The 23920-nt window shown below is 61.3% G+C and carries 22 protein-coding genes; 13 read left to right on the forward strand and 9 right to left on the reverse strand.

Annotated elements, in window-relative coordinates; translation table 11 throughout:
• The first annotated feature begins 57 nt into the window (after nucleotides 1-57).
• The 10 genes from ACFPQ5_RS06250 to ACFPQ5_RS06295 all read left to right on the forward strand — a co-directional run bounded on the left by ACFPQ5_RS06250 (nucleotide 58) and on the right by ACFPQ5_RS06295 (nucleotide 11166).
• Nucleotides 58-432 carry a SpoIIAA family protein gene (locus ACFPQ5_RS06250; RefSeq protein ID WP_156648926.1) on the forward strand — a complete coding sequence of 125 codons (375 nt, stop codon included), beginning with the start codon at nucleotides 58-60 and terminating at the stop codon, nucleotides 430-432.
• Between the two features lie 520 nt (nucleotides 433-952).
• Entirely contained in the window at nucleotides 953-2197 is a 1245-nt protein-coding gene (locus ACFPQ5_RS06255; RefSeq protein WP_379752426.1) for a TIR domain-containing protein, read from the forward strand.
• 29 nt (nucleotides 2198-2226) lie between these two features.
• Nucleotides 2227-3396 carry a toll/interleukin-1 receptor domain-containing protein gene (locus ACFPQ5_RS06260; protein WP_379752428.1) on the forward strand — a complete coding sequence of 390 codons (1170 nt, stop codon included), beginning with the start codon at nucleotides 2227-2229 and terminating at the stop codon, nucleotides 3394-3396.
• On the forward strand, nucleotides 3393-4136 hold the full coding sequence (locus ACFPQ5_RS06265) for an N-acetylmuramoyl-L-alanine amidase family protein (RefSeq protein ID WP_379752430.1): 744 nt from the start codon (nucleotides 3393-3395) through the stop codon (nucleotides 4134-4136). The genes ACFPQ5_RS06260 and ACFPQ5_RS06265 overlap by 4 nt, the downstream gene beginning before the upstream one ends.
• 175 nt (nucleotides 4137-4311) lie before the next feature.
• Nucleotides 4312-5985: a hypothetical protein gene (locus ACFPQ5_RS06270; protein ID WP_379752432.1), complete on the forward strand. Its 1674-nt coding sequence runs from the start codon at nucleotides 4312-4314 to the stop codon at nucleotides 5983-5985.
• Nucleotides 5982-6437 (forward strand): PGDYG domain-containing protein, encoded by a 456-nt coding sequence (locus tag ACFPQ5_RS06275; protein ID WP_379752434.1) that lies wholly within the window; start codon nucleotides 5982-5984, stop codon nucleotides 6435-6437. The genes ACFPQ5_RS06270 and ACFPQ5_RS06275 overlap by 4 nt, the downstream gene beginning before the upstream one ends.
• A gap of 390 nt (nucleotides 6438-6827) precedes the next feature.
• Nucleotides 6828-7631 (forward strand): IS5 family transposase, encoded by an 804-nt coding sequence (locus ACFPQ5_RS06280; RefSeq protein WP_379752436.1) that lies wholly within the window; start codon nucleotides 6828-6830, stop codon nucleotides 7629-7631.
• Nucleotides 7632-7744: 113 nt separating this feature from the next.
• A protein-coding gene (locus ACFPQ5_RS06285; protein ID WP_379752438.1) for an IS3 family transposase occupies nucleotides 7745-8895 on the forward strand; the annotation gives its coding sequence in 2 pieces (ribosomal slippage) (nucleotides 7745-7985 and nucleotides 7985-8895; 1152 coding nt in all).
• Nucleotides 8896-9096: 201 nt separating this feature from the next.
• On the forward strand, nucleotides 9097-10236 hold the full coding sequence (locus tag ACFPQ5_RS06290; protein ID WP_379752440.1) for a Fic family protein: 1140 nt from the start codon (nucleotides 9097-9099) through the stop codon (nucleotides 10234-10236).
• Between the two features lie 90 nt (nucleotides 10237-10326).
• On the forward strand, nucleotides 10327-11166 hold the full coding sequence (locus ACFPQ5_RS06295; RefSeq protein ID WP_379752442.1) for a hypothetical protein: 840 nt from the start codon (nucleotides 10327-10329) through the stop codon (nucleotides 11164-11166).
• A 356-nt stretch (nucleotides 11167-11522) separates the two neighbouring features.
• Here the strand turns inward: ACFPQ5_RS06295 and ACFPQ5_RS06300 are convergent, their stop codons facing one another.
• Nucleotides 11523-11846: an H-NS histone family protein gene (locus tag ACFPQ5_RS06300; RefSeq protein WP_379752444.1), complete on the reverse strand. Its 324-nt coding sequence runs from the start codon at nucleotides 11844-11846 to the stop codon at nucleotides 11523-11525.
• Between the two features lie 525 nt (nucleotides 11847-12371).
• Here ACFPQ5_RS06300 and ACFPQ5_RS06305 point away from each other — a divergent pair.
• Nucleotides 12372-12662, forward strand: a complete 291-nt coding sequence (locus ACFPQ5_RS06305; protein WP_379752446.1) for a hypothetical protein — start codon at nucleotides 12372-12374, stop codon at nucleotides 12660-12662.
• 100 nt (nucleotides 12663-12762) lie between these two features.
• Here ACFPQ5_RS06305 and ACFPQ5_RS06310 read toward each other — a convergent pair whose 3' ends face one another.
• The 7 genes from ACFPQ5_RS06310 to ACFPQ5_RS06340 form a co-directional block, all read right to left on the reverse strand.
• Nucleotides 12763-13149, reverse strand: a complete 387-nt coding sequence (locus tag ACFPQ5_RS06310) for a type II toxin-antitoxin system VapC family toxin (RefSeq protein ID WP_379752448.1) — start codon at nucleotides 13147-13149, stop codon at nucleotides 12763-12765.
• The gene (locus ACFPQ5_RS06315; RefSeq protein ID WP_379752450.1) at nucleotides 13146-13346 is read right to left on the reverse strand and encodes a type II toxin-antitoxin system VapB family antitoxin; all 201 of its coding nucleotides are present in this window, start codon (nucleotides 13344-13346) and stop codon (nucleotides 13146-13148) included. Before ACFPQ5_RS06315 ends, ACFPQ5_RS06310 begins: the two co-directional genes overlap by 4 nt.
• A 519-nt stretch (nucleotides 13347-13865) precedes the next feature.
• The gene (locus ACFPQ5_RS06320) at nucleotides 13866-14468 is read right to left on the reverse strand and encodes a TetR/AcrR family transcriptional regulator (RefSeq protein ID WP_379752452.1); all 603 of its coding nucleotides are present in this window, start codon (nucleotides 14466-14468) and stop codon (nucleotides 13866-13868) included.
• Between the two features lie 94 nt (nucleotides 14469-14562).
• Entirely contained in the window at nucleotides 14563-15909 is a 1347-nt protein-coding gene (locus ACFPQ5_RS06325; RefSeq protein WP_379752454.1) for a spinster family MFS transporter, read from the reverse strand.
• A gap of 23 nt (nucleotides 15910-15932) precedes the next feature.
• On the reverse strand, nucleotides 15933-18218 hold the full coding sequence (locus tag ACFPQ5_RS06330) for a TonB-dependent receptor (protein WP_379752456.1): 2286 nt from the start codon (nucleotides 18216-18218) through the stop codon (nucleotides 15933-15935).
• A 132-nt stretch (nucleotides 18219-18350) separates the two neighbouring features.
• Nucleotides 18351-18734, reverse strand: a complete 384-nt coding sequence (locus ACFPQ5_RS06335) for a VOC family protein (protein WP_379752458.1) — start codon at nucleotides 18732-18734, stop codon at nucleotides 18351-18353.
• Between the two features lie 36 nt (nucleotides 18735-18770).
• The gene (locus ACFPQ5_RS06340) at nucleotides 18771-20402 is read right to left on the reverse strand and encodes an ATP-dependent acyl-CoA ligase (protein WP_379752460.1); all 1632 of its coding nucleotides are present in this window, start codon (nucleotides 20400-20402) and stop codon (nucleotides 18771-18773) included.
• A 330-nt stretch (nucleotides 20403-20732) separates the two neighbouring features.
• Between ACFPQ5_RS06340 and ACFPQ5_RS06345 the strand changes: the two genes are divergently transcribed.
• Both ACFPQ5_RS06345 and ACFPQ5_RS06350 read left to right on the forward strand, forming a co-directional pair.
• A complete protein-coding gene (locus ACFPQ5_RS06345; protein WP_379752462.1) occupies nucleotides 20733-21527 on the forward strand; it encodes a TetR/AcrR family transcriptional regulator in 795 nt (264 codons plus the stop codon).
• Nucleotides 21528-21626: 99 nt separating this feature from the next.
• Nucleotides 21627-23207 carry a phytoene desaturase family protein gene (locus ACFPQ5_RS06350; RefSeq protein WP_379752464.1) on the forward strand — a complete coding sequence of 527 codons (1581 nt, stop codon included), beginning with the start codon at nucleotides 21627-21629 and terminating at the stop codon, nucleotides 23205-23207.
• On the opposite strand, the gene ACFPQ5_RS06355 is transcribed toward ACFPQ5_RS06350, so the two are convergent.
• Nucleotides 23185-23895 (reverse strand): TetR/AcrR family transcriptional regulator, encoded by a 711-nt coding sequence (locus ACFPQ5_RS06355; protein ID WP_379752466.1) that lies wholly within the window; start codon nucleotides 23893-23895, stop codon nucleotides 23185-23187. The two genes, ACFPQ5_RS06350 and ACFPQ5_RS06355, sit on opposite strands and share 23 nt — an antisense overlap.
• Between the last annotated feature and the right edge of the window lie 25 nt (nucleotides 23896-23920).

Below are 23920 nucleotides of genomic sequence, written 5' to 3' on the forward strand. Positions count from 1 at the left end.
TGCCTTTAGTATTGCGGGGGTGGAATTGCGAGCTTTAAACTAATTTAAGTGGATAAAATGCCAAATACTCAACTTTGGATTGAGCCTCTCGGCAACGTCATTGTGGCCCGACTGAGAGGCGAATTAACCGAAGGCATGCTTGAAGAAACACACGAGCGGGTAGTCCAACTGCTTCAGGATACCGGTTACACACGCGTACTCTATGACGGATTGGAAATGGAGACGCATAACGTCGAGCTTGCACTGATGCAAGAAAAACTCGACAACACAACAAGGCAACTATTCCAAGATCGACCTCTCCGTAAAGCGATTTTGGTTCCGAATACACGACTGGCTTACTTAGCGCGGATCGCCTTCGGACAATTTGGTGAGGGGGAATACCGCGTTTTCTATAACGACCTTACGCAAGCCTTGCACTGGCTTGAGGAGTGAGCGGGCGGTCCGCTTTGGGTCGGAAGCGGACGGCCTAGACAAGTCCGCAACCTGGTTGGGAGACGGGCGCGCGGGCTAGAATACAGAGCCTTTGTAGGGAACGGCGCTGCTTCATGCGAGTTCAGGTAATCGCCGCGTGCGAACCCAGAATAAGATCGGTTAAAAGATTCGCAAACGAAGGCTGATGGCAGCCAGGATCAAACGCTCGACGTTTCGCGGGCTTCTGCGTCAAGGCGATTGGAGATGTCCTCGCTTCGGACCGCAATAGTGGCTGAGATCCTTGCTTTTCAGGACGCCGCCACGCCCGAGTGCGCCGTATTTTTCCCGAACCCGGTACGATACGTTCGCGGAGCGACAGAGTGTCCGCTTGCTGTGCTCCTGGTGTGACGTCGTATTCAGGCGTTTCATCATGGGGCCGCGCGCCCAGGCAGGCCGGCACTCATACAGTTGGGGGGACGACATGCCAGCAGATGTGTCGGACGGCGTGGTACGGGGCAGCGCTTGATTGCCGGGCACAGCCATGACCTCTCATGCTGCGGGCAATACAGATCCCGGTTCGGCTAACGAAAACGGCGCGCCGCCTGTGGGGTCGCGCCGGGTCTTTTTCAGTTACGCACGCAGCGACGCCGACTTCGTCCTGAAAATCGCCAGTGCGCTTCGGGCCGATGGCGTCGAGCTGTGGGTCGACCAGCTGGATATTCCAAAAGGCGCGCGCTGGGACGAATCGGTCGAGGGCGCGCTCAAGGGTTGCGCCTGCCTGGTTGTCGTGTTGTCGCCGGCATCGGTTGCGTCGTTCAATGTACTCGATGAGGTGTATTACACCCTCGGCGAGGAAAAACAGGTCGTGCCGATCCTGCTGCACGCATGCGAAATCCCATTCCGCCTGAAGCGGATCCAGTACGTCGACTTTAGCGCTGGATACCAACAGGGGTATGAGCAACTCCTTGTTACGCTCACCAAGTCGCCGGGACCGCACCCAGTGCAGGCCGGTCGGTTGCCCGAGAATGAGCGTGACGACGGGATGGTATCGGAAGGCGGCTCACCTCTACCTCCCCGTACCCTGCCCGGCAAGATGTTCCGCCACATCGCGTTGGGGGCTACGCTCATGTTTTTCGTGCTGCTGATCGTGGGTCTGGTGTTTGGACCAAGCGAGGTCGAGCCCGTTGTGGAGACGAAACCGACGCCAGCCGAGCCGGCGGCGCCAGGCAAACCCGCGCCCGTTGACGCCGACTCCCTTCCGGCTACGGGCCGCACATCGGCCGATAACAAGCAGTCTGGTAGCGCAGGCGCAGAGACCACTTCGACAGGTGCGAGCGAGCCTGCACCCACGCACGCCGAGCCTGAGCCGGCCTCCCCTCCTGTCCCGGTGCCGCTACCGGCACCTGCACCACAGCCAGTCAATGCTGCGGATATCCCGTTCTTTGTTGCCAGGTTTATTAGCGCGCATAACCGCCGCGACGTCGCCGATATCCTCTCGCTCTACGACGATGGGGTCGATTACCTTGGCGCCGGGCAGGGTGTACAGCACCTGATCAAGGACAAGCAGAACATCTACGCGGCATGGACGGATATTCAGTTCAAGCGGAGCAGCAACATCGAATACCAGGCCTCCGACGATGGTCAGCAGGCCTACATTTCCTTCATTGTCGACTTCACCGCCAGCAATGGCGACACAGCACAGCAGGGACAGGTGCATGAAGTGATGAAGTTGCAGATGATTAACGGCACCCTCAAAATCACCGGCGAGCGGCAGCCAACCGATTAATTGAACCATGCACCTGCGAGGCGACGATCATGCCTGCGAACGATGTCCCGGACGCCCGCGCGACGAAGGTGTTTTTCAGTTACGCCAGAAAGGACGGCGGGTTTGTGCTGGAGCTGGCCAGTGCGCTACGGGCCAATGGCGTGGCGCTATGGCTCGATCAGCTCGACATTCCCAAAGGGTCGCGCTGGGACGAGGCGGTAGAAAGCGCGCTGAAGGAATGCGGCTGCCTGCTGGTCGTCCTCTCGCCGGCCTCGGTCGCTTCGGCGAATGTACAGGATGAGGTCAGCTTTGCGCTCGAAGCGGGCAAGCGAGTCATCCCGCTACTGATGAGTCCATGCGTTGTGCCGTTTCGCCTGCAGCGCATCCAGTACGTCGATTTCAGCGCAGCGTATGCGCAGGCCTACCAGGAATTGCTCGCCGCCCTCGGGCCGGCCTGCACCTCGCACGCGCCGCCTCCGGCTGGAGCGGCAGCACATGGGCCGCATGCCGCTACGGGAGGCGGCGCGGCGGCACCTGATGGCGCCTCGCGGCCGCCTGTCGCCCCGCCGTGGGCATCATGGAAGAAGCTCGCACCGGCGCTTGGTGGCGCATTGGTTGCGGGACTGGTCGTCGCGTTATGGCCGAGGCCTGCCGAGGTGGCCAGTAAGGCGGCAAATAAACAGCAGCAGGTCCAGCTGCCGGAGGCCGTGCCGCCGGGGCAGCCACAGACGCCGCCGGAAGCGCCGCCGGGCTCCGCTCAGTCCCGCCTCGGAGCGGAGCAGAAGCAGGAGCAGATGCAACAGCAGCCCAGGCCGTCGCCGGTCCCTGCGGCCATGACGGACGAACAGCTGGTCGGCTTTGTCAACCGCTACCTCGCTGTCCAGGACAGTGGCGACATGGACGACATCCTGGCGCTGTATGATGTGCGCGTGCGCTACTTCGGCGCTAAAGAGGTAGGCAGGGAATTCATCCGTGACGATAAGCAGCGCTTCCAACGCCGCTGGCCGCACAGGGAGACCCGCCTGGCCGGGCCCGTGGACATCGAGCGTCTGGCGGACGACCTGGCCAAGCTGTCGTTTCCCATTTCCTGGCTGGCGCGCGGTCAGGCCAGGGAGGCCGTCGGGACGGCGCTCGATGAGATCGAGGTGCAGCTGGTAGGGGACGAACCGAAAATCGTCGCCGAACGACAAAAAGTGCGCAGCACGGGGAAACGGGAATGAGCACGCCAATCCGCCGCGGCGCACTCTGCATCCTTCTGGCCGGTGGCACGGCGGGCGCCTGCGATCCGGCTTCGTTCCCTGTCGCCATCGATCCCGGGCACACGCCGCGCCAGCCCGGCGCAGCCAGCGCGCGCGGGATTCCCGAAGTCCGCTTCAACGACGAGCTTGCCGCCGCCCTCGTGGCCGAGCTGGCCAAGGCCGGCTTCCCGAATGTTGCGCTGACCCGCGAACCTGGGGAAGACATTTCCTTATTAAATCGTAGCGCTGCAGCCAACCGGCGCGGTGCGCGCCTGTTTGTTTCAATCCACCACGATTCGGTCCAGCCTCGCTATCTCTCTGCCTGGGAGGTGGACGGGCGGCGGCGTTTTTACAGCGATGTCTTCAGCGGTTATTCGCTGTTTTTTTCGCGGGACAACGCCGACCCGGCTTCCAGTCTCGCGTTTGCGCGGCTGCTGGGGACCCGCTTGCGCACAGCCGGGTTCGTCCCGACGCTCCATCATGCGCAGCAGATCCAGGGCGAGAAACGGGAACTGGTCGATGCATGGCGCGGTATCTACCGGTTCGACGCACTAGTGGTGCTGAAGTCGGCTCGGATGCCGGCGCTGCTAGTAGAGGCCGGCATCATTGTCAACAGGCACGACGAACCGAGTTTGCGCGAGCCGGCCCAGCAGCGCGCGTTTGCCCATCGGATCGCCCTGGCGGTCGCGGATTTTTGCGAGGCGGGGATGGTCCAGCCATGAAAGCAACTACCAGCACAGGGGCACAGATGGATGGGCAGCCAGTAGCGCCGCCGTTCAGGCGGCAGGCACGCAACCTGTGGGTTATGGCCCAGCGGGGTGTCAGGCTCCCCGGCGATGCGGTGCGGGCGGAGCGCGTCGTCAAAGCGCTCGACCAGGTCATCCGCGCATCCAGCATGTGAGCCTGCTGCAGGGTGCGCAGTTGCGGCTCCTCACCGGTATTGGCGATGACATCGACACCAGGTCGGCAGAGATTGCGAAAAAATACGACTGCCCCTGGGACGTCGTAGCCCCATGCTGGCGAGGCGGGGACATGCAGCCAGAGCGCACCGCTCTGATCTTGGAAGAACCTGCTGCGTCGCCGGATTCGGCGGTCGCGGCGGCCGCAGCAGCCGACGAAGCCAAACTTGGGTACGCGGATGCGGCGGTGGTGGTTTGCGATGGCGCCCCGCTGAGCGATTACGCTGCGCAGCGCGACCACATCCTGCTCGAGGCCGTGTGCCGGCATCTGCCGATCGTGTGGATCGATACGCGCGCAGAAGCTGCCGGCGCGACCTGGATCCTCCCCCCCCAGTCCCTGGACGAGCTGGCTGTCTCGACCCTTGGCAAAGATCCGGAGCAGGTGCGGCGTATCGCCGGCTACTTTTCCCGAGTCAAAACGGCCGACCTTGCGGCGGAGCTGGCGGAGCTGCTCGCCATCTATTGGAATGCCGATGCCACCGTGGCGATTGACGCGCTGCTGCGACGCCCCGATGGCGATCCAGGCCAGCACGGGACCTGGCACGGCATGTACTACACCGCCTTCCTCAGCGCCTTCGGGAACTGGAAGATCAAACTTTTCAGCCCGGTGGAGGCCCAGCGCGGACCGCCGGAATTCGTGGAGGTGAGCCAGTTTCCGACCGATACCTGGGCATGGTACGACCGGATTGACCGTACAGCCACCTACGCGGCCTACTGCCATCGCGACCAGGTCGTGGTGGTCAATCTGGCAGCGAGCTTTGCGGTATTTGCAGCAGTGGCTGGGGAAGTACCAGGATTCGGGACATTCTGGTCCAAGGTCGAGTTGCTGCTGCTGGCGCTGATCGGATATCTGGTCTACGGGAATCGCCATCGACCAGTAACCCATCACGACCGCTGGCTGCATTTCCGCCAGTCGGCTGAAGCCTTGCGACTGAGCGCGGTCCTGCACCCCTTGCTGGCCAACCTGCCGCTGCTGCATCGCAGTGTGTGGAAATACGATGGCTTCGGGACGCAGCCAGTGCTCGACAAGCCGTTTCACTGGCTCGTAATCCAGTTGCTGCGCGATGCGGGCATACCGGGCGAGAGTCGCCCGCATTGCATCGAAACCCGGTTTCACGACCTGGCGGACAGCCTCGATGCGCTGATCCGAGACCAGGAAACTTACCACGAGCGCAACCGACGCCGTTACGAGCACACGCATCACCGGCTCCGCACCATAATCGCGGGCATGTTCTGGGCAGTGTTCCTGTGGGTCGGCTTTAACCTTGCGGCTGGCGATTGCGATGTACCACCCGAGGTGTTGCGCCCTGTCTGCGCCGTGAAGCATATGGCTCATGAGCTGCACTTGGCACTCTTCCTGACCGCATTCCTGCCGGCGCTTGCGGCCGCGATGCACGGGATCGCATCGAAGGCGGAACTGCAGCGCCTGACCAAGAATTCCGACCGCATGCACCGGCAGTTGGCGATGCTGCGACGTCCGCTCGAAAGCGTGCGCCACCGCCGCGATCCGATGGCGCTGCGCGCCCTTGCCATTCAAGCTGCCGAGACCATGTATGCCGAGCATGATGCCTGGGCCGAGCTGATGGCTGACCAACCGCTCGAGCTGGTATGAAACCACTGGACATCGCCGCTCAGCCCGGGGCCTTTCTCGCCGTTAAGCGCTCGCTGCCTGTCACCGTCGAGTTCGCCGAGCAGGACGGCATACTCGACACCCGGGAGGGGGCAGTGCGCTATCAGGCCGGAGACGCCATTCTGACAGGGGTCGAAGGCGAGCGCTGGCCGGTTCAGCGGGAACGCTTCCTCGCATCCTACGACCCCGCCGCGTCCCTGCACGTGGGCGAAAACGGTTCCTATGTCAAGCGCCACAAGACGGTGTTGGCCTGGCGTAGCAGCACAGCGATCGAGATTGTGCTGTCGGGCCAGCGCGGTATCCTGCAGGCGAATGCGGGCGATGTCATTGTTGATTATGGTGGTGACGATCTGGCGGTGGTGGCCGCGTCGATTTTCGAGAGCACCTACCAGCGCGTGGAGGCGCTGCACGGACCAGCAAGTGAAAACACATAGATAAAGGCAGTTTTCATGATCGATAGCGATACGCTGCAACGGCATCCGTCCAGTGCAGGAACCAGACGACCAAGGACGTCCTGACTCGCCTCGCAAGGTGAGTTGCCATCGCCTCGCGGCTGCTTTCTAGTCACGCGGTCATCCAATTCTTCCCGAAGTAGATGGTCCTGATTGGCGCGGCCGAAAACCAGCCAACTCGGCGCGCGATTGCGAAATGCTGCTGTTGGGTTCTCATACCTAGGTTGTGCGTTCGGTACTGCGTCTTACCTTGGCTGAACGCGGGTTGGACGACTCGCTTTCCACTAAGGTCTGCTTTGGGTCGACAGCGGACGTACACAGCCGTGCTTTGGCAGCTAAGATGGCGGCCGTGTTCCCAAACGGATTGATGCCATGGCCCGAGCACTTCTTCCCGAAGACCTTTGGTCGCTTGTAGCAGCTCATCTTCCGACCCACAGTAGGTCGCCAAAAGGCGGACGGCCACGTCTCAACGATCGCGCGACCCTAACTGGCTTCCTGTTTGTGCTAAAGACCGGGATACCATGGGAATATTTGCCGTGCGAACTCGGCTGCGGCAGTGGCATGACTTGTTGGCGTCGGCTTCACGAGTGGATGCAAGCCGGCGTTTGGCAGCACGTCCACGAGGCAGTTCTTCGGCGGCTGCGCGAGCACGACCAAATCATGTGGGATCGAGCTTGCGTTGACGCTGCCAGCGTACCCGCACCTGCGGGTGGCGAACACACGGGCAGAAATCCTACTGATCGTGGCAAGCTCGGCTGCAAACACCACCTGCTCGGAGATCAGCGCGGGCTGCCATTAGTAGCCAAGATCTCGGGCGCCCAGGTACACGACTCACGTTTTCTTATTCCACTCGTCGAAGCTATCCCAGCGGTTAAAGGACTTTGCGGCCGTGCACGGAAACGTCCAGGTAAGCTGCACGCCGATCGGGCGTACGCTTCGCGAGCACATCGGGCTTGGCTGCGCCGACGAGGTATCGCAGCACGTATCGCTCGATATGGTGTGGAGTTCCGCGAAAGGCTCGGCCGATGGTGTTGGGTTGTTGAGCGCACCTTGGGATGGCTACACCGCTTTCGCAGATTGCGCATCCGGCATGAGCGGCGAGCAGACATCCATCAGGCATTCCTTACGCTCGCTTGCTCACTTATCTGTTGGCGGTACGTCGAACGGTTTTGTTAGGCGCTCTAAGTGCAGCAAAATATAAGCAATGATTTCGATTAGATAGACTAGACTGAATCGCCACGACTATCGTAGACACTCCTGAGCCATAATGTCGGGCACAAGGAGAAGATATGAGCGGTAAGCGGTACACAGAGGAATTCAAGATTGCAGCGGTCAAGCAGGTGGCGCAGGGCGGTCACCCAGCGAGCGAAGTAGCGGCACGGCTCGGGATAAGCATCCACAGTCTGTACGCCTGGACGAAACGCTATGGCGTACCCGAGGCGGAGCGCAAAGCCGTCGATGCCCAGTCCGATGAGATGCGGCGCCTGAAGGCCGAGCTCAAGCGCGTCACGGAGGAGCGTGACATATTGAAAAAGGCCGCGGTGTACTTTGCCAAGACGTCCGGGTAAGGTACACCTTAATTGCTCAGTTACAGGACCAATTCCCGGTGCGCCTGCTGTGCAAAGTGCTCGAGGTGCATCCGAGCGGCTTCTATGCTTGGCGCCTGAATCCTGAAAGCAAGCGGGCCAGAGAAGACAAGCGTCTACTCGTGCCGGTCAAGGAGTCATGGCTGGAAAGCGGCAGCGTGTACGGCTATCGCAAAGTCAGCGACGATCTGCGTGAGCTCGGTGAACAATGCGGCATCAATCGCGTCCACCGTCTTATGAGGTCGGCCGGGATTTGTTCGCAAACCGGCTACGCCAAGCGCAAATACAAGCGCGGCGGCGCGCCTTCGCTAGTGGCGCCCAACCATCTTCAACGCCAATTTGACGTGCAAGAACCCAATCGCGTCTGGGTAACAGATATTACGTACATCCGCACTTATGAGGGCTGGCTCTATCTGGCCGTGGTGCTTGATCTGTTCTCGCGCCAGGTAATTGGCTGGTCGATGAGTTCACGCATCGATCGCGAGCTGGCAATGAATGCGCTTTTGATGGCGGTCTGGCGGCGGCAGCCCAAGAATACGGTGATGGTGCATTCTGATCAGGGCAGTCAGTTCAGCAGCTATGACTGGCGCGACTTCCTGGACCAGCACAATCTACAGCAAAGCATGAGCCGACGAGGAAACTGCCACGATAACGCCGTGGCCGAGAGCTTCTTCCAGCTCTTAAAAAGGGAACGAATCCGACGCAAGACTTACGGCACCCGGGACGAAGCAAAGCAGGATGTCTTCGATTACATCGAGATGTTTTACAATCCGAAGCGCCGGCACAGCTTCAGCAATGACTTGTCGCCGGTCGAATATGAAAAGCAGTATTTCCAGCGGCTCGCGAGTGTCTAGGAAACCCGTGGCGATTCAGGTGTCGCGGCGAAGGCAACCAAAGCGGCAGTCAGAGCGGAAAACAAAGCGGCAAGAATAGGCTCAAAGTAGACCCTATGTAGTCAGAAAGTACGTGTATAATCAGGCGCTTACGCTAACTTTCGCACCGGCAGGAAAAGCGGCAAAATTATGTACAATTCCCCTCATCAATTTGAACCTCTTATGTTGACTGACCGCCAGCTCGAGGAGGTTCTGCCTGTTGCTGAGAGGGTGGTAGCCTCGTCCATTGCGCTTAGGTCAGCAGTCCATGAGAGCACAAGGGCAACTCTGCGCGAGCTTGTTCGGCAGATGAACTCGTACTACAGCAACCGCATCGAAGGTCAGAGTACTCACCCGTACAACATCGAAAGCGCCCTGAAAAATGATTTTTCGCATCGTCCGGATGAAGCACGACTGCAGCGGATTGCGAAGGCCCATATAGAAGCGGAGAAAGAACTTGAAAAACATACGCACGTTACATCGCCGTTGAGCTCATCATTTCTGATCGCGGCACATCGTACACTTTATGAAAGACTAGACCTGTCTGACCGGATCTCTGATGATGGAGAGGTAATAGTTCCTGGTGAGTTAAGAAGCCGGGAAGTATCGGTCGGGAATCATATTCCTCCGAAAGCGAGCGCCATTCCTGCGTTTCTCTATAGGATCGATCAGGTGTACGGGACCGTGCGGGGCTGGGAACGCCTTCTGATCGCTGCTGCGTGCGCCCATCATCGTCTAGCGTGGGTGCATCCTTTTTTGGACGGAAACGGCAGGGCAACGCGCTTGCAAAGCCATTGCGCGATCTGGAGGCTGTCCGAAGGGCTGTGGTCTACCAGTCGCGGCCTTGCACGGTCAACTGATGCATATTATTCCGCGCTGACAAATGCGGACTCGCCCCGTCGTGGGGATTTGGATGGTCGCGGTAACCTGAGTGCATTGGGATTACTCGAGTGGGTTAAATACTTTCTCGCAGTCTGTGATGACCAGTCTTCATTCATGTCGAAAATGCTTGCGCTCGACGGAATCAAGCAGCGCATCGAAGCGCTGGTTATTTTCCGTTCGACGATGGACAAGTCGATTCGACGTGAAGCGATTCTTCCACTCATCCATGTATTCGCTCTGGGGCCCGTCACGCGCGGTGAATTTTCCCAGATGACCGGACTCGCCGAGCGTAGTGCACGCTCCCTGATTTCGAAACTGCTAACGAATCGCCTGCTGGTCAGCGATTCGCCCTACGGCCCAGTTCGTTTCGGTCTACCGCTGGATTCTCTGGGGATGCTTTTTCCAAGTCTTTATCCTGAAGTTAATTTTCCGGTAACGTAACGTTCAAAGCCTTGGAAAAATGGCTGCCAACAAATTCAGTGAAGCCAAACCCCGTATCGCTGCCGTTGTGAATGGGTTTGCAACCGGTATTTGAAGCAGATCGATATATCCGGTCTGCTGGACGAGCATCGTGAGAGCTGGAATCTTTCTAAAAGTCTGACCGGTCCAGTATTTGCGAGAAGACTTGTGGATGCAAAGATTCTGCGTGAGCACGTTTTTCCATTCCCTCAGCGGAAGGAGAAACGGTTTGCAAAGGTAAAGATACCGATGCTTGAGGTCCTGCAGTCGGTCAGGAACAATGCATATTTCACTCACGCGTTCGCAATGCAGGCACACCATATATCGCAACCAGGACTCTGCGATATTTACCTTAATTTCGAGCAGCCTGCACACGAACGTGGCGGACTACCTGAGCAGAAGAGCATCGATTTAGCATTCAGGTCAAAACCGAGGTGTACAACGAACTTCATACAGTTTGATAATTATAAGATTGTTATGCTGAATGGAATGTCTACCGGTTTGCTTGGAGTTGAAACGCTCGGTGTTAGGACGGTTCATTCTGAGCCCGCAACTGTCAGGGTCACGGATCTTGAAAGAACACTGATAGATATTGTGGTCAGGCCACACTACGCCGGAGGGGTAGAGAATGTGCTTCGCGGCTTTATATTGGCTCGGGACCGTATTGACATTGAAAAGATGGCGGGATATCTGACAGCGCTGGACTACGTGTACCCGTACCATCAGGCAGTAGGATGGTATCTTAGCCAAGCAGGCTTTAGTGACGGGCAGCTTGCGTCATTTCGGGTACGGCCGCGTGACCGGAACTTTTACTTGGCACATCAGATGACAGCCCCTGTTCTTGATGAACATTGGAAGATTTATGTCCCCAGGAACTTTGGTGCAGAACGGGGACTCTATCTGGAACCGTGAAGCAGATAGCTCTATGGAGCAGATCCGGACACGTCTTAAACATCATAACTAGGTGTTCTATCCGTCAATGCGGAAGACCAATTACGGTATGCAACCGTACGCAAGGTGTTCCGCTTTTGAAAGTCTTCAGTCATGTCGAGACAGAACATCCGCATTTTCATCTGCTGCAGGCGGGAACGGTTGACTTGACTCGACATTATAATTGGTAATGTCGAGTTAAGAAGATGCTTCGCATCGACTGGAAATACCGGCCAGTATGGATAGTTAGATTGGCAGAACTGGCAGCATCGCAAGATAGTACTACTGCCATGAGCCGACCGTTCCGAACTGGGTGTTGGGCCTACCCTGGTGCCGTACTATGAAGCGCGGAGATCGGCGAGAGGGATCCCGCCATCAAGCCAGACCTTGATCCAGGCAGGCTTGCGGCCAATGCCATTCCAGGTCTGCGTTTCATCGTCGGGATTGACGTAAATGGCTGTCGACCTGCGTTCCTTGCGCGGATTTGCCATGAGTTGTTCGATGGGGATACCTGCCTCACGGGCGATTTCGTGGATCCTGCGCCGGGCTTCTTCCAGCAGCTTCGTTTCGGCGGCGCTGATCTGGTCTGCGACTTTATTGTTGAGCAGGCGCAACTCGGCCAGTGAGTAGGTGTTCAGGTTAATTTGCCGGGTATTGGTCACTGGGTCTTCTCGTTTCATATTGGATGAGCGTGACGCATACGATGTCGATACATCGATTGCTGTGCCGGCTGGGCGCGGCAGCGCGCGTCACAATGGCGCATTCGAACGCACTTCTTGTGGCTCGACAGGTGGGATAGCGCGCATTGTAATCATTCTTAGACGAAACCTTCAATCCCCGGTCGCCTTGCGACGCTCCGTTACAGCCGGCGACACCACGCTCGGCCGACTTTATGACGAACCCGTACCGTCCCTGTACAACCTCACCTATCGATTTCGAACTGATCCGGAAACCACGCGATACCTAGACTTCCGAGGCCTCGTTTTGCCGCCCAAAAGCTGTTCCACGTGCTCGGTTGGGGTATCTCTTCAGTAGTTTACTTAATAATGGCTAAGGTAACTGCAGTCATTGCGGCGGTACAAATATGTGTTCGCACCCATCGGCAGCTGAAGCTGCGTGGTTGGGCTAGCTGCGCAAATCAAGCAAGTATAGACTTCGGTAACTTGCTTACTGTTGAGAAGGAATAAATGGGCCGCAGTTACGAAATCCATCCACGACCGGCGGATTTGGGAGCTGGTTGGAATCTAAAGCTGCTCGAGAACGGACAGGAGGCAGGCGGAGGCGTCTTTCCGGTCGAAGAGGAAAACGCCTCCGCAGGGATCGCGTGGTGGAACGGGTTGACCGAGGAGAAGCGCCGACACTGGCTGATGATGGCTGCTTCAGCGATACCCGCCGCCGCACGCCATGCTTACCTCTTGGCAGAGGCGTACAACGAAGCGCTTGACGAGGCTGAATCGTGGGTCGGTGTCAAATCCTGACCGACCCGCGTCCGTACAGTATCCAGTACCCTCATCATTGCATTATCGGCATGGCCACGGCAGTCACGCACGTCAGGTTTCGAACGAACACAAATCTTTCCTAGTGTCGAGCTGGCTCGTAGGCGATCTGGAACCGCTGTGCCAACTGCACGAGACGCTTGTCTTGTGTCCATAACTGGGCGCCTGGCGTCAGCAGGGCCGACGCCAGCAGAGCCAGGTCGACCAGGCCACATCCCAGCCCAAACAGCTGTTCACGCTCGATCAGTTCTCTCACTTCGTTGAGACTCGCTTGCCGCGTTTGCGGAAGCATTCCGATGTCACTCAGCGTGCGCGCCCGCGGCGCTGGCGGCGTACCACATGCCAGCTCTGTCACGATCATCGGATGCGTTAACGCCAGATCCAGCGTCAGTAAATTGACGAGAGCCTCGTTGCGGTGCCGAAAATGATCGACCCATACCGAGGTGTCGACCAAGACACCGCTGGTCATACCAATTCAGTGCCGCGACGCGGCACCTCAGGCATCTCCGGTGACGCGCCGCCAAGTGCTGCGAGACGTTTTGCCGCCTGCACCCGAACAAACGTTTTGATGGCTTCCCGGAACAGGTCTGCCCGGTCCATCTCCGGGTCAGCCATGTCCAGGGCTTTCGCATACAGCTCATCGTCGATTGTGACCGTCGTCCTCATACCACCTCCCGCATCAAATATGGATCAATTTTGCATCAGATTCAGCATCTATGCAAGGGAGGTGGCGTGCGCCAGGCTTGCGAAGCGCTATCGCGGGTTCAGGTTGGGTAGCTGAACTACCGTCCGATGAAGGAAATGTGTGACTAGTTATGAAGCAAATGTGTGATTGTCCGAAGGCGATGAAGTAAATGTGTGATTGTTTTGTATGGGCAACTCTATACAGGTATCGTTGCTATACGCTAGGGACAGGCGCTGGGACGTAAACGATACTTAACGGATCGGTCAATGAGCTGACCGTGCTGATTGATGGACTCTGCGAGGTATGCGCGCAAGCTTATACGTCAAAGCACAGCCCTACTTTCAGTGAGTGAAACATGCGAGTCATCGGGAGCACCCGGTGGACGGTATCAGCCAGCATCTGACATTATGGGAATAATGTCTGACTTAGCCTCGTCAACAACCCAATGCGACCGCGCAGTGAGTGCCGCTCTCAGATCACAAGTACCGTCATATAGTTCTTTATTTTGGCAACAGCCCAGCTAGCATCAGATCGACAAGGGTCTCAAGGAATATCACAGGGTCGGGGACGAGGTGATTCGATGGCTGAACCACGTTATTCCACATGGTCAGCATGAGCATGGCCGAAGTAAGCACATGGGTGGCCAGGGCAACGTCGACCTGCCGGAACTCATTTCGGGCTATTCCGCGTTCGATCACTTTGGCAATCAGTCTCCTATCGCGATCGATCACTTCAGCACGGTAGAACATAGCCAGCTCCGGGAACTGATTAGCTTCCGCCGTAACGACCCGGATCAGGCCGGCCCCCTTTTTTACGCCGACATGCACCCACCACTGCAAGACCGCGTGCCGCATGAGCTCGGTGCTATGCCCTTCGAACTCGGCAAGCAGGGTCTCGATCTCGGCAATGGCGGGAACGACACCGGCGTGCACTACGGCCTTGAAGAGTTCTTCTTTACTCTTGAAGTACAGATACAAAGTGGGTTTGGATACGCCAGCACGGCGGGCAACGTCCTCAAGACGAGTCGATGCATAGCCTCGCTCGACAAACAGCGCGAGCGCTGACGCTATCAGCTCTTGCGGGCGCTCTTTTTTGCGACGCACCCAGCGCGATCTGCAGCTTATATTTGCCATCGTTCTCAGGAGATGCAAGCGTTAGCGTTTTGCACTGAGCAGCAGGTGTATGTACATGCTCAGGTCAAGATCTTCCCTCGCTGCCGGTCCTGACCGCATTGCGCGTCACCGCAAATGGCCTCAGGCCCGACCAGCAGAGCCAAATAGCCACCAGCGCAGTCGGCAGCACGGTCGCGCTGAGCGCGTAATGCAGCCTGGAGCCGCCGTGAAAGGCATGGTCCGACACCAGGGCAACCAGCGTGGGGCCCAGGCCGATGCCAAGCAATCCGGCGATCAGCAGGTACACCGAAATGGCCTGGCCCCGCATATTGTTTGGACACACTTCCTGGATACACGCCGGCGCCGCGGCCTGCGAGATGCTCAGGCCAAATACGGAAACACCGAGCATGACGAATGCCGCCGTCGCGCTGCCAGCCAGCGGCCACAGCACGGCCATCGGCGCGCAGATCACGGTGCCGACCAGCGCGACGCGAAAACGCGCGGCTTCGACCTTCATGCGCAGCCAGCGGTCGCTCAGGAAGCCGCTGAACAGGGTTCCGCTCAGGCCGGCCGCGGCAATGATCAGGCCGAGGACGATGCCAGCCCGGCTGACCGGCATGTCGAAGCGCCGCTCGAACAGCGCCGGCGCCCAGGACAGCATGCCGTAGCCGATCATGGCGAGCAGCGCCGGATAGGTCAGCAGGCGCGCAAAGGTCCGGCGATGCTGCTTCAGGAAGGCGAGGAATTCGCCGACCGAGCAAGCCTCCGCCTTGGCACTCAGTTCGCGGCGCACCGGCTCGCGTACGGTCAGCAACAGCAGCGCGAGCCCGATACCCGGCGCCGCAGCAGCAAGAAAACATATCCGCCAGGCCGGCAGCAGGCCGAGCATGGGCAATTCCATCCCTTCGTTCGGAATGGCGCCCAGCAGCCAGCCGCCGAGCAGCATCGACGCACCCGAACCCACCGCCAGCGAGGTGTAATAAAAGGCGAGGGCGCGCCCGCGGCGCTCGGGCGCGACATAGTCTGCAATCATCGAATAGGCCGCCGGCGCCAGTACGGCCTCGCCAACGCCGACGCCCATGCGGGCAATGAACAACATCGTGTATGAACCGGCGAAGGCGGATGCCGCCGTCATCGCGGTCCAGAACAGCATGCCCCAGAAGATCAGGTTGCGCCGTGTCGCGCGGTCGACCATGCGCCCGAGCGGCAGGCCCATCAGCGTATAGCAGATCGAGAACGCGTAGCCCTGCAGCAGGCTGAAAGCCGTGTCCGAGATGGCGAACTGGGCACGGATCGGACGCACCAGCAAGGCCGGCAGTTGTCGGTCCAGTTGGGAGAACAGGGTGATCAGGAACAGTACGGCGATCACGTAAGCGGCATATTGCAGGCTCGGATATGGCGCATCGAGCCGTTGCGGTGGGAGATTGTCCATGGCGTTTTCCAGTGAAGGCAGGCTCAGAAGCGGTAGTCGACATTGATGCCGAAGGTGCGCGGGTCGCCCGGTGTCTGGTTGTTATATCCCTGCAAGAAGAACGAATTCGAACGCGCCCAGTAATACTTGCCTCCCAGGTTCTTGCCCCACAGAGAGACGCGGGTGTTGGTGCCGGGCAGGTTCAAGGTGAACAGCGCGTTGAGCAAGCCATAGCCCGCCTGGGTGTTCGATGCGACCTGGCCCGGATTCAAAGGACGGAAGGGCAGGGCATTCGTATTGACAGGCTGGAAGAACATGACAGCGGAACGCCAGTTATAGTCGAGATGCAGGTCGAGGCGCCCGAGCGGCGTCGCCAGCGGATAGTCGGCGGCCAGGGAATACGTCTCCTTTGCCGTGGTGACGAAGGACAGTCCCTGGAAGGGACCGTTGTCGAACTCGGGATCGGTGAGCCCGATGCCGGCCGTCAGGTTCAGCTGACCCAGGCGCAGTTGTGCGTCCAGTTCCAGGCCCTTGACGGTCGCGTCGCCGGCGTTGATCACCGAACTGACGGTCGTGCTGCTGCCCGGTGGAAGGTGAGGGGCGATTTGCTGGATGTCGCCGTATTTGGCAATGTAGGCAGCGAGGTTCAGGCGCAGCCTGCGCTCGAACAGCTCCGTCTTGGAACCGGCCTCATAGGACACGACTTGCTCCTTGTCGAAGGGATCATAGGCGAAGCGGCTGGTCCCGCCGGCGGGCTGGAAGCCGCCGGAGCGGAAGCCTCGCGACACCTTGCCGTACACCAGGGTGCCATCCCCGAACTTGTAATCGAGGCCGAGCGTCCAGGGGGTGTAGTCCGAGCGCAGCGTCGGCGGCACGTAATGGCAGCCGCCCTGGTCGAGTCCCGCCGCAGCCAGCGCGCAGCCGCCGCTGCCGGCCAGCTGGGCGCCGGTGGTGGTCAGATAGCGCGGTGCATGGTAGTCGACGTCGCGCCTGTCCTTCACCAGGCGCGCACCGGCCGTCGCCCGCAGGTTCGGCAGAATGGCATAGGTCAGCTGGCCGAAGATACTGCTCGAGGTCTGCTCCGAATCGAATTCGTTGAGGCGCCCCAGCGCCGCGGCGCCGGACGGGGTCGTCACCAGGCTGCTGTCGCGCAGCGACTCGGTAAAGTAGTAGGCGCCGGCGATCCAGTCGAGGCGGTCGGAGAGGGCGCTGCCATACACTTGCAGCTCCTGCGTGAACTGGTGGCCGCTCACGCCGTAACGCTGCAGCTGGTTGACGAAGGCCGGTGTCGCGTCCAGGTCGTAGCCGCTCACCGTGTCCAGGTGGCGGTAGGCGCTGATCGACTTGAACGTGGCGGGGCCGGTATTCCAGCGCAGCGTGGCGGTGGAGTTGTCGACATCCGTCGTGTTGGCAGGGTTGAAGCCTGCGTAACTGGTATATCCCCCGCTTTGCAGGTACTGCGCGACCGGGGCCAATGACGCTGCGGCGACCGCGGGATCGAAGTAATTGACGATCCAGACCTGGGAAGCGGCGTCGCTGCGGAAGCGGTCCCAGGTCAGGTCGAGCAGGAGGTCGCGCGTCGGCCGGGCCCGCAGCGAGGCACGCACGTACCGGCGATCCTCGTCGCCCAGTTGCTGGCCCAGCGTGGCGCTGCGTCCGTAGCCGTCGTGCTGGAGGGCGTCCACCACGATCCGCGCCGCCACCTTGTCGCCGAGCGGGATGTTCAGGACGCCGCCCAGCGCGCGCTGGTCGAAGTTGCCCGCGCCGACCCGCAAGCTACCCTCGAACGCCTGCTTTGGCGCCTTCGTCGTCATGTTCAGTGCGCCGCCGATCGTGTTGCGGCCGAACAGCGTACCTTGCGGGCCGCGGATGACCTCGACCGATTCCATGTCGACCAGCGCCGCGTTGGCGCCGGCCGTACGCGCATAATAGACGCCGTTGACATAGATCCCGACGGTCGGGTCGTTGTTCGACGAAATCGAGGTCGGGGCGATGCCGCGCATGCCGATGATCATGTTGTTCTTGCCGACCGGCGTGTCGACGATCAGGAGCGATGGCGCATTCGCACTGAGCGCCTTGACGTCGACGATCTGCTTGTTGGCCAGTTCGGCCGTGCCGATGGCGGTCACCGCCGCCGGCACGTCCTGCAAGGCCTGTTCGCGCCGCTGCGCGGTGACCACGACCTTGGCGACCGGCGCCGCCGCCTCCGCGGGCGTGGCGTCGAGTTGCTGCTCCGGCGCCGCGGTGGGCGACGCGGCGCAGGCCGCGCCGCCGATCATCGACATGGCGCAGCTGCCCGCAAGCAGTCCTGCCTTCGCAAAATGGGTCATGCATGGTCTCCGTGTTTTTATGGGTGTGACGAACCCGCCCGGGCCAGGCGCAGGGTGCGCAGGCCGGGTCGGTATGACAAGCGATGCGATGGCGGCGGAGCGGGGCGATCGACGATCGCGCGCTCGCCTGTTCTACTGCGGACTGCGGCAGGAAACGGCGATCTTGTTGCCGTCGGGATCGCGGATATAGGCGGCGTAGGCGTCGGGAGCGAACGGGCGCGGCCCGGGCGCGCCCTCGTCGGTCGCGCCCAGTTCGATGGCGCGGCGGTGGAATTCCGCGACGGCTGCGCGGCTGGGCGCGGCCAGGCCGATGGTGAAGCCGTTGCTGGCCGTGGCCGGCTCGCCGTTGCGCGGGTAGCCGACCATGAACTGCGCCGCGCCGATGCCCCAGCCGCAGATGCGTCCGCTGACACCGAGCAGGCGCGCGTAGCCCAGCGGCTCGAGCACGTGGTCGTAGAAGGTCTTGGCGCGTTCCAGGTCCGTCGTGCCCAGTGTAATGTGGGTCAGTATCGTCATGCCGGTGTCTCCAGGTTGAGTAAAGAAGCGGCGCGATCAGCGCTTGCTGACCTTGATGTCGGTGCGCTCGAGGTCCCAGGTGGTGGCAGTGCAGCCTTCCTCGCGCAGCTGGTATTTGAGGACCCGGCCCTGGGGATTCTTCGGCATCGCATCGCGGAACTCGATATAGCGGGGCAAGGCGTAGTAGGGCACCGCATCGACCGCCCAGTGGAACAGGGCTTCCGGCTGCAGGACGCAGCCGGGTTTCAGGATCGCCGTGACCTTGACGTCGTCCTCGCCGCGCTCGGACGGAACCGCATGCACCGCGACCTCCTCGATGTCGGGATGGACGGCGAATGCCGACTCCATTTCGAAACTGGAGATGTTCTCGCCGCGCCGGCGCAGGTAATCCTTCTTGCGGTCGACGAAGTAGAAGAAGCCGTCGTCGTCGAACTTGCCGATGTCGCCGCTGTGGAACCACATGTTGCGCATCACCTTCATGGTGTCCGCCGGACGTCCCCAGTAGCCCATGAACATGATGTCGGGCCGCAGTGGGCGCACGACGATTTCGCCAGGGGTGTTGGCCGGCAGCTCGCGGTCGAGGTCGTCCACGATACGCACGTCAAAGTCAGGAATGCGTTTGCCGGACGAGCCGGGTGCGGCGTACTCGCCGCCGGCCAGCGAGGTGATGACGCTCGCCTCGGTCAGTCCATAGCCATTGCCGCCGACCTGGCGCGCACCGAAACGCTCGCGCCAGACCTGCTTCGTCTCCTCGGTAAAGGGATTGCCGCGCACGGTATGGATCTGGCCGACGCAGCGCCGCATGGCCTCGCTGTCGGGAGCCTGCGCCAGCAGGCCGCCCATGCCGCCGAGGATCGAGGCGATGGTGGCGCCGCTGCGCTCCACCTCGGGCCAGAAATTCGACACCGAGAAGCGCGGCACGATCGCGACGCGCGCGCCCACCATGATGTTCGACAGCACGCCAACGCACATGGCGTTCATGTGGAACAGCGGCAGCGGGGTGATCGTGATGTCCTTGTCGGTGGCAGGCCCCGCGCGCAGCTGCAGGCGCGCCAGATTGCACATGTAGTTGTAACTCAGCATGCAGCCCTTCGACGGGCCCGTGGTGCCCGAGGTGTAGACGATGCAGGCCAGGTCCGATGGCGCCGGCTTGACGACGATCGGATCGACGCACTGGCCGCGGTATTCATCGAGCGGTGCAATGCGCACCGGGCACGCCGGGTGGCTTGCCAGCGCGCCGCGGTACAGGATCACCGTGACATCCGGCAGGCCTTCGGCGACCTGGGCGATGCGCTCGACATAGTCGGCCTCGCATATGACGATGCCGGCGCGCGCATCGGCGATCTGGTGGCGAAGGAACTCGCCGCGCAGCGCCGTGTTGACCGGCACGCTGACGGCGCACAGCTTGTTCGCTGCGATCCAGGCGGTGACGGCGTCGATATTATTGTCGAGCATGGTCAGGATCGTGTCGCCCGCCTTCAGTCCGAGCGCAGCCAGCGAGTGCGCCAGTCGGGTCGACAGTTGATCAAATTCGCCATAGGTGGTCAGTTCGCCGCCAAAATCGAAGAGCACCCGCTCGGGATGGGCCGCAACGGCCCGATCGAGCGCGGCGATGACGGTATCCTGCTGTCCCAGCGACCAGGTCTCGGGATTGCCCATTCCAGCCATTTTGCCTCCTGTTGTCGGGCTCCGCCGAATGGCCCGGCAGGCTCCCATGCGATTAGTTGTGAGACGAATATAAACAGAATCGCGAAAAGTGTCAAAGTATTGCGTGGTCTGGCGCCATTCGAACTTCTGCGCGTGCGGTCCTTGCGCTACAATCCAGGTACGAAAAATATGCAATGAGGGAGTAGATCGATGACGGCTGCCGTCAAATCAAAGAAACCGACGAGCGCCGCAAAGGCAGGCGGTCCACGCGCGGCAGGCGCCCGCGCCGTCCCCGCGGTTCGCGTCCGGGCCAAAGCGGTTGCTGCTCCCGTGGAGCAGACGCAGGCAAGGGTGCCGGCACCGGCCGCGAAAGCGGCGAGAACCACGAAAGCGGCGAAAGCCACGAAAGCCACGAAAGCATCACCGGTTGCGGCCGCACGGCCCGCGCCCGCGCGCGCGAAGTCCGCCGCGCCCCCGCCCGCGCCTGTCGAGAAGGCGAAGAAGGCCGCACCTGTCGAGAAGGCGAAGAAGCCTGCCACGGTGCGCACCAGTTCGGCGCCGGTCAAACTGAACAAGCGCTCCAGCGACACGATCGCCAGGATTCTCGCGACGACGGAAGAGATCATCCTGCAATCGGGCGCCGAGCGCATCTCGATCCTGGACGTCTGCAGCGACAGCGGAATTTCGCGCGGCACCTTCTACCGCTATTTTTCGTCCCAGGACGACCTGCTCGATGCGTTTTCGCGGCATAAGCGCGACCAGTTCCATGCCCGCCTGATCGAGGCGACGGCCGCATCCCAGGATCCCGACGAACGCTTCCAGGCGGTGCTGGGCTTCATCGACGACTACCTCGAGCGCAGCCGCGCGCGGCGCCTGCTGCTGGTGGCGCCGGAGTACGCGACCCGCTGGTTCCAGCGCATCTTCCACGATTCGGTGCACCGCTTCCAGGACGTGCTGGCGCCGGTGTTCGACGCCTGGGAAGAACGCCGCGGCATCGTGCTCGACCGCGAGCTGATCGGCGAGCTGATCGTGCGATTCATCCTGAGCGACGTGCTCGTACCGTCCGGCGCCGACCGCCGCAACCTGATGCGGCGCATGGAGCGCTTCGTCGTCATGCTGCTGTCGGGCCGCGTCGCGCGCCGCTGAGCGCCCACGCTTTACCTCGGGTAAAACTGTTCTTCAGGCTGTAGGCCCGGCCTCGTGCTTCAATCCGGCGGAGTTCAAAACAAAACCGGAGGAGACAGGATGAATCGGGACAAGCAATACGACGTGGCGATTGTCGGCGGCGGACACAACGGCCTGGCCGCCGCCTGCTACCTGGCCGAAGCGGGAAAAAAGGTGGTTGTCATCGAAGCGCGCGAAAAAGTCGGCGGCATGGCGTCGAGCGGCTACCTGATTCCTGACGCGCCTCAGCACCTGATCCATCCCTGCGCCCTCGACCTGATGTCCTTGCGCGTCCATCCGATGATGCCGCAGGAGCTGCAGCTCGAGCGGCATGGCTTTCGCCAGGTCGAGATGAACCCTGGCTACGTCTATCTCCACCCGGACGGCAATTCGCTGGTGTTTGGCCGCAGCGCGCAGGACACCGCGGCCGAGATCCGGCGCTTCTCGGCGCGCGATGCCGACGAGTTTCTCTCCCTGATGACGCTGGTGAACGCCTTCATCGACGTCGCCATCCCGATGATGCGGGTCGACCCGGCCCAGCGCAACCTCGGCGCCAAATGGCAGGCCTTCCGGACCATGTTCAGGAACCGCGCGCTCAAGCCGGAGCTGATGGCGCTGATCGGCAGCCCGGCCTACACCTCGATCATGGAGCGTTTCGAGCATCCCGTGACCCAGTCGGCCCTGTGCTGCCTGCTCGGTGCTGCCGGACCGATCGCCGGCGAAGCGACCGGCATTTACTTTGCGCTGCTCGGCTTCATCCATCGTTTTGGCCTGGGGCGCGCGGTGGGCGGCATGCAGACCCTCTCGAACGCGCTGGCCGCGCGCTTGCGCGAGTTGGGCGGCGAGATCATGACCGGCGCGCCGGTCGCGGAAATCATCGCCGAGGCGGGTGTCGCAAAGGGCGTGCGCCTGAAGAGCGGCGCCGTGATCGGTGCGCGCGCGGTGATCGCCTCCATCCATCCGAAAATGGCGCTCGAGATGGTCACGCCCGGGGCACTCGACCGCCGTACGCTGACGCGCGTGGCGCTGGCGCCGGCGAATGCGCATGGAGCGTCGCCGCTGAAAGTCGACGTCGCGCTTTCGGGGCAGGTCGCGTACAGCCGCCATGAAGCGCTGCGCCCGGACGGCCTGAGCCTGCGCAAGAGCGTGCTCCTGATCGGCACGTCCGATGCGGTCCTCGACAATTTTCGCGCGGCCGCGCGCGGCGAAGTCTCGCCCTTGCCCTACATGTGGATCACGGCGCCGAGCGCCGTCGACCCGGGCCAGGCGCCGCCGGGGCAGGATGTGGTCTACCTGTACCCGGTGGCGATGCCGGTCGAGCCGCGCGAGGGCTGGAACGCGATTCGCGCACAGGTCGGGCAGCAAGTGATCGACCAGGCATCGCAGTACATGGACGGACTGGCGAGCCACGAGATCGGGCGCAGGATCGAAGCGGCGCCCGACCTCGCCGAGCGCCTGAATGTGCACCGCGGCTGCGTGGTGCATATCGATACCAGCCCGGCGCGCAGCGCCTTGATGCGTCCCGCCGCGGGACTGGGCACCGACAAGCTGCCGCTGGCCGGCCTGTTCCTGGGCGGCGCCGGCACCCACCCGGGCGGCGGGATCAACGGCCTGCCGGGTCGGATCGCAGCGCGCCGCGTCAGCCGCTTCCTGGCGCCTTGAACACAGCGACGGGGCGTGTCAGCGGATGTTCGCTGCTGCGTTCGCGTTCGAGCGCCGAGAGCACGAAATCGACCGAGAAGCGGCGCCAGGTCTCGGCGTCAGGCGCGCTCGCCATGTCCAGGCCGCACAGCGTCGACACCGTATAGCGGTTGACCCAGGCGCTGGTGGTGGCCAGCGCGGCGACGGCGAGCAGCATGTCGGGATCGACGTCGGCCCGGAAGTCGCCGCTGGAGATGCCGCGTTCGAGCGTTTTCTTCAGCTTGAGCCTGAGGCGCGGCGCCAGCTCGGTAAAACTGTTGCGCGGCGTTGCCCGGCTTTCGTGGAAACGGATGCCTTCCTGGGCCAGCGCACTCAGTTCGCCTTCCTCGTAAGGCTGGACCATCCCCTGGAGCAGGGCGCGCAGTGCCGCGCGCGGCGCCAGGTGGTCCAGCTCCAGCGTCACCAGTTCGTTCATCGCCTGCGCCGACGATTCGTCCAGCACGCAGGCGAACAGCTCCTCCTTGCTGCGGTAGTAGTGATACACCAGCTGCTTGGTCACGCCCGCTGCCTGCGCGATGTCGTCGACACGCGCATCGGCCAGGCCCTTGCCAACGAATTCGCGCCGCGCCGCTTCGAGGATCCGCTTGAGCGTTTCGCGCTTGTTCGGCAGCGCTTTCGGCGGCGCACAACTGTCCGGCAGCTCGTTCATTGTATCGCCCTGGTGGTCTCGGTTC

It is taken from the genome of Massilia suwonensis, assembly GCF_042655665.1.
Taxonomy (GTDB): Bacteria; Pseudomonadota; Gammaproteobacteria; order Burkholderiales; family Burkholderiaceae_D; genus Telluria; species Telluria suwonensis.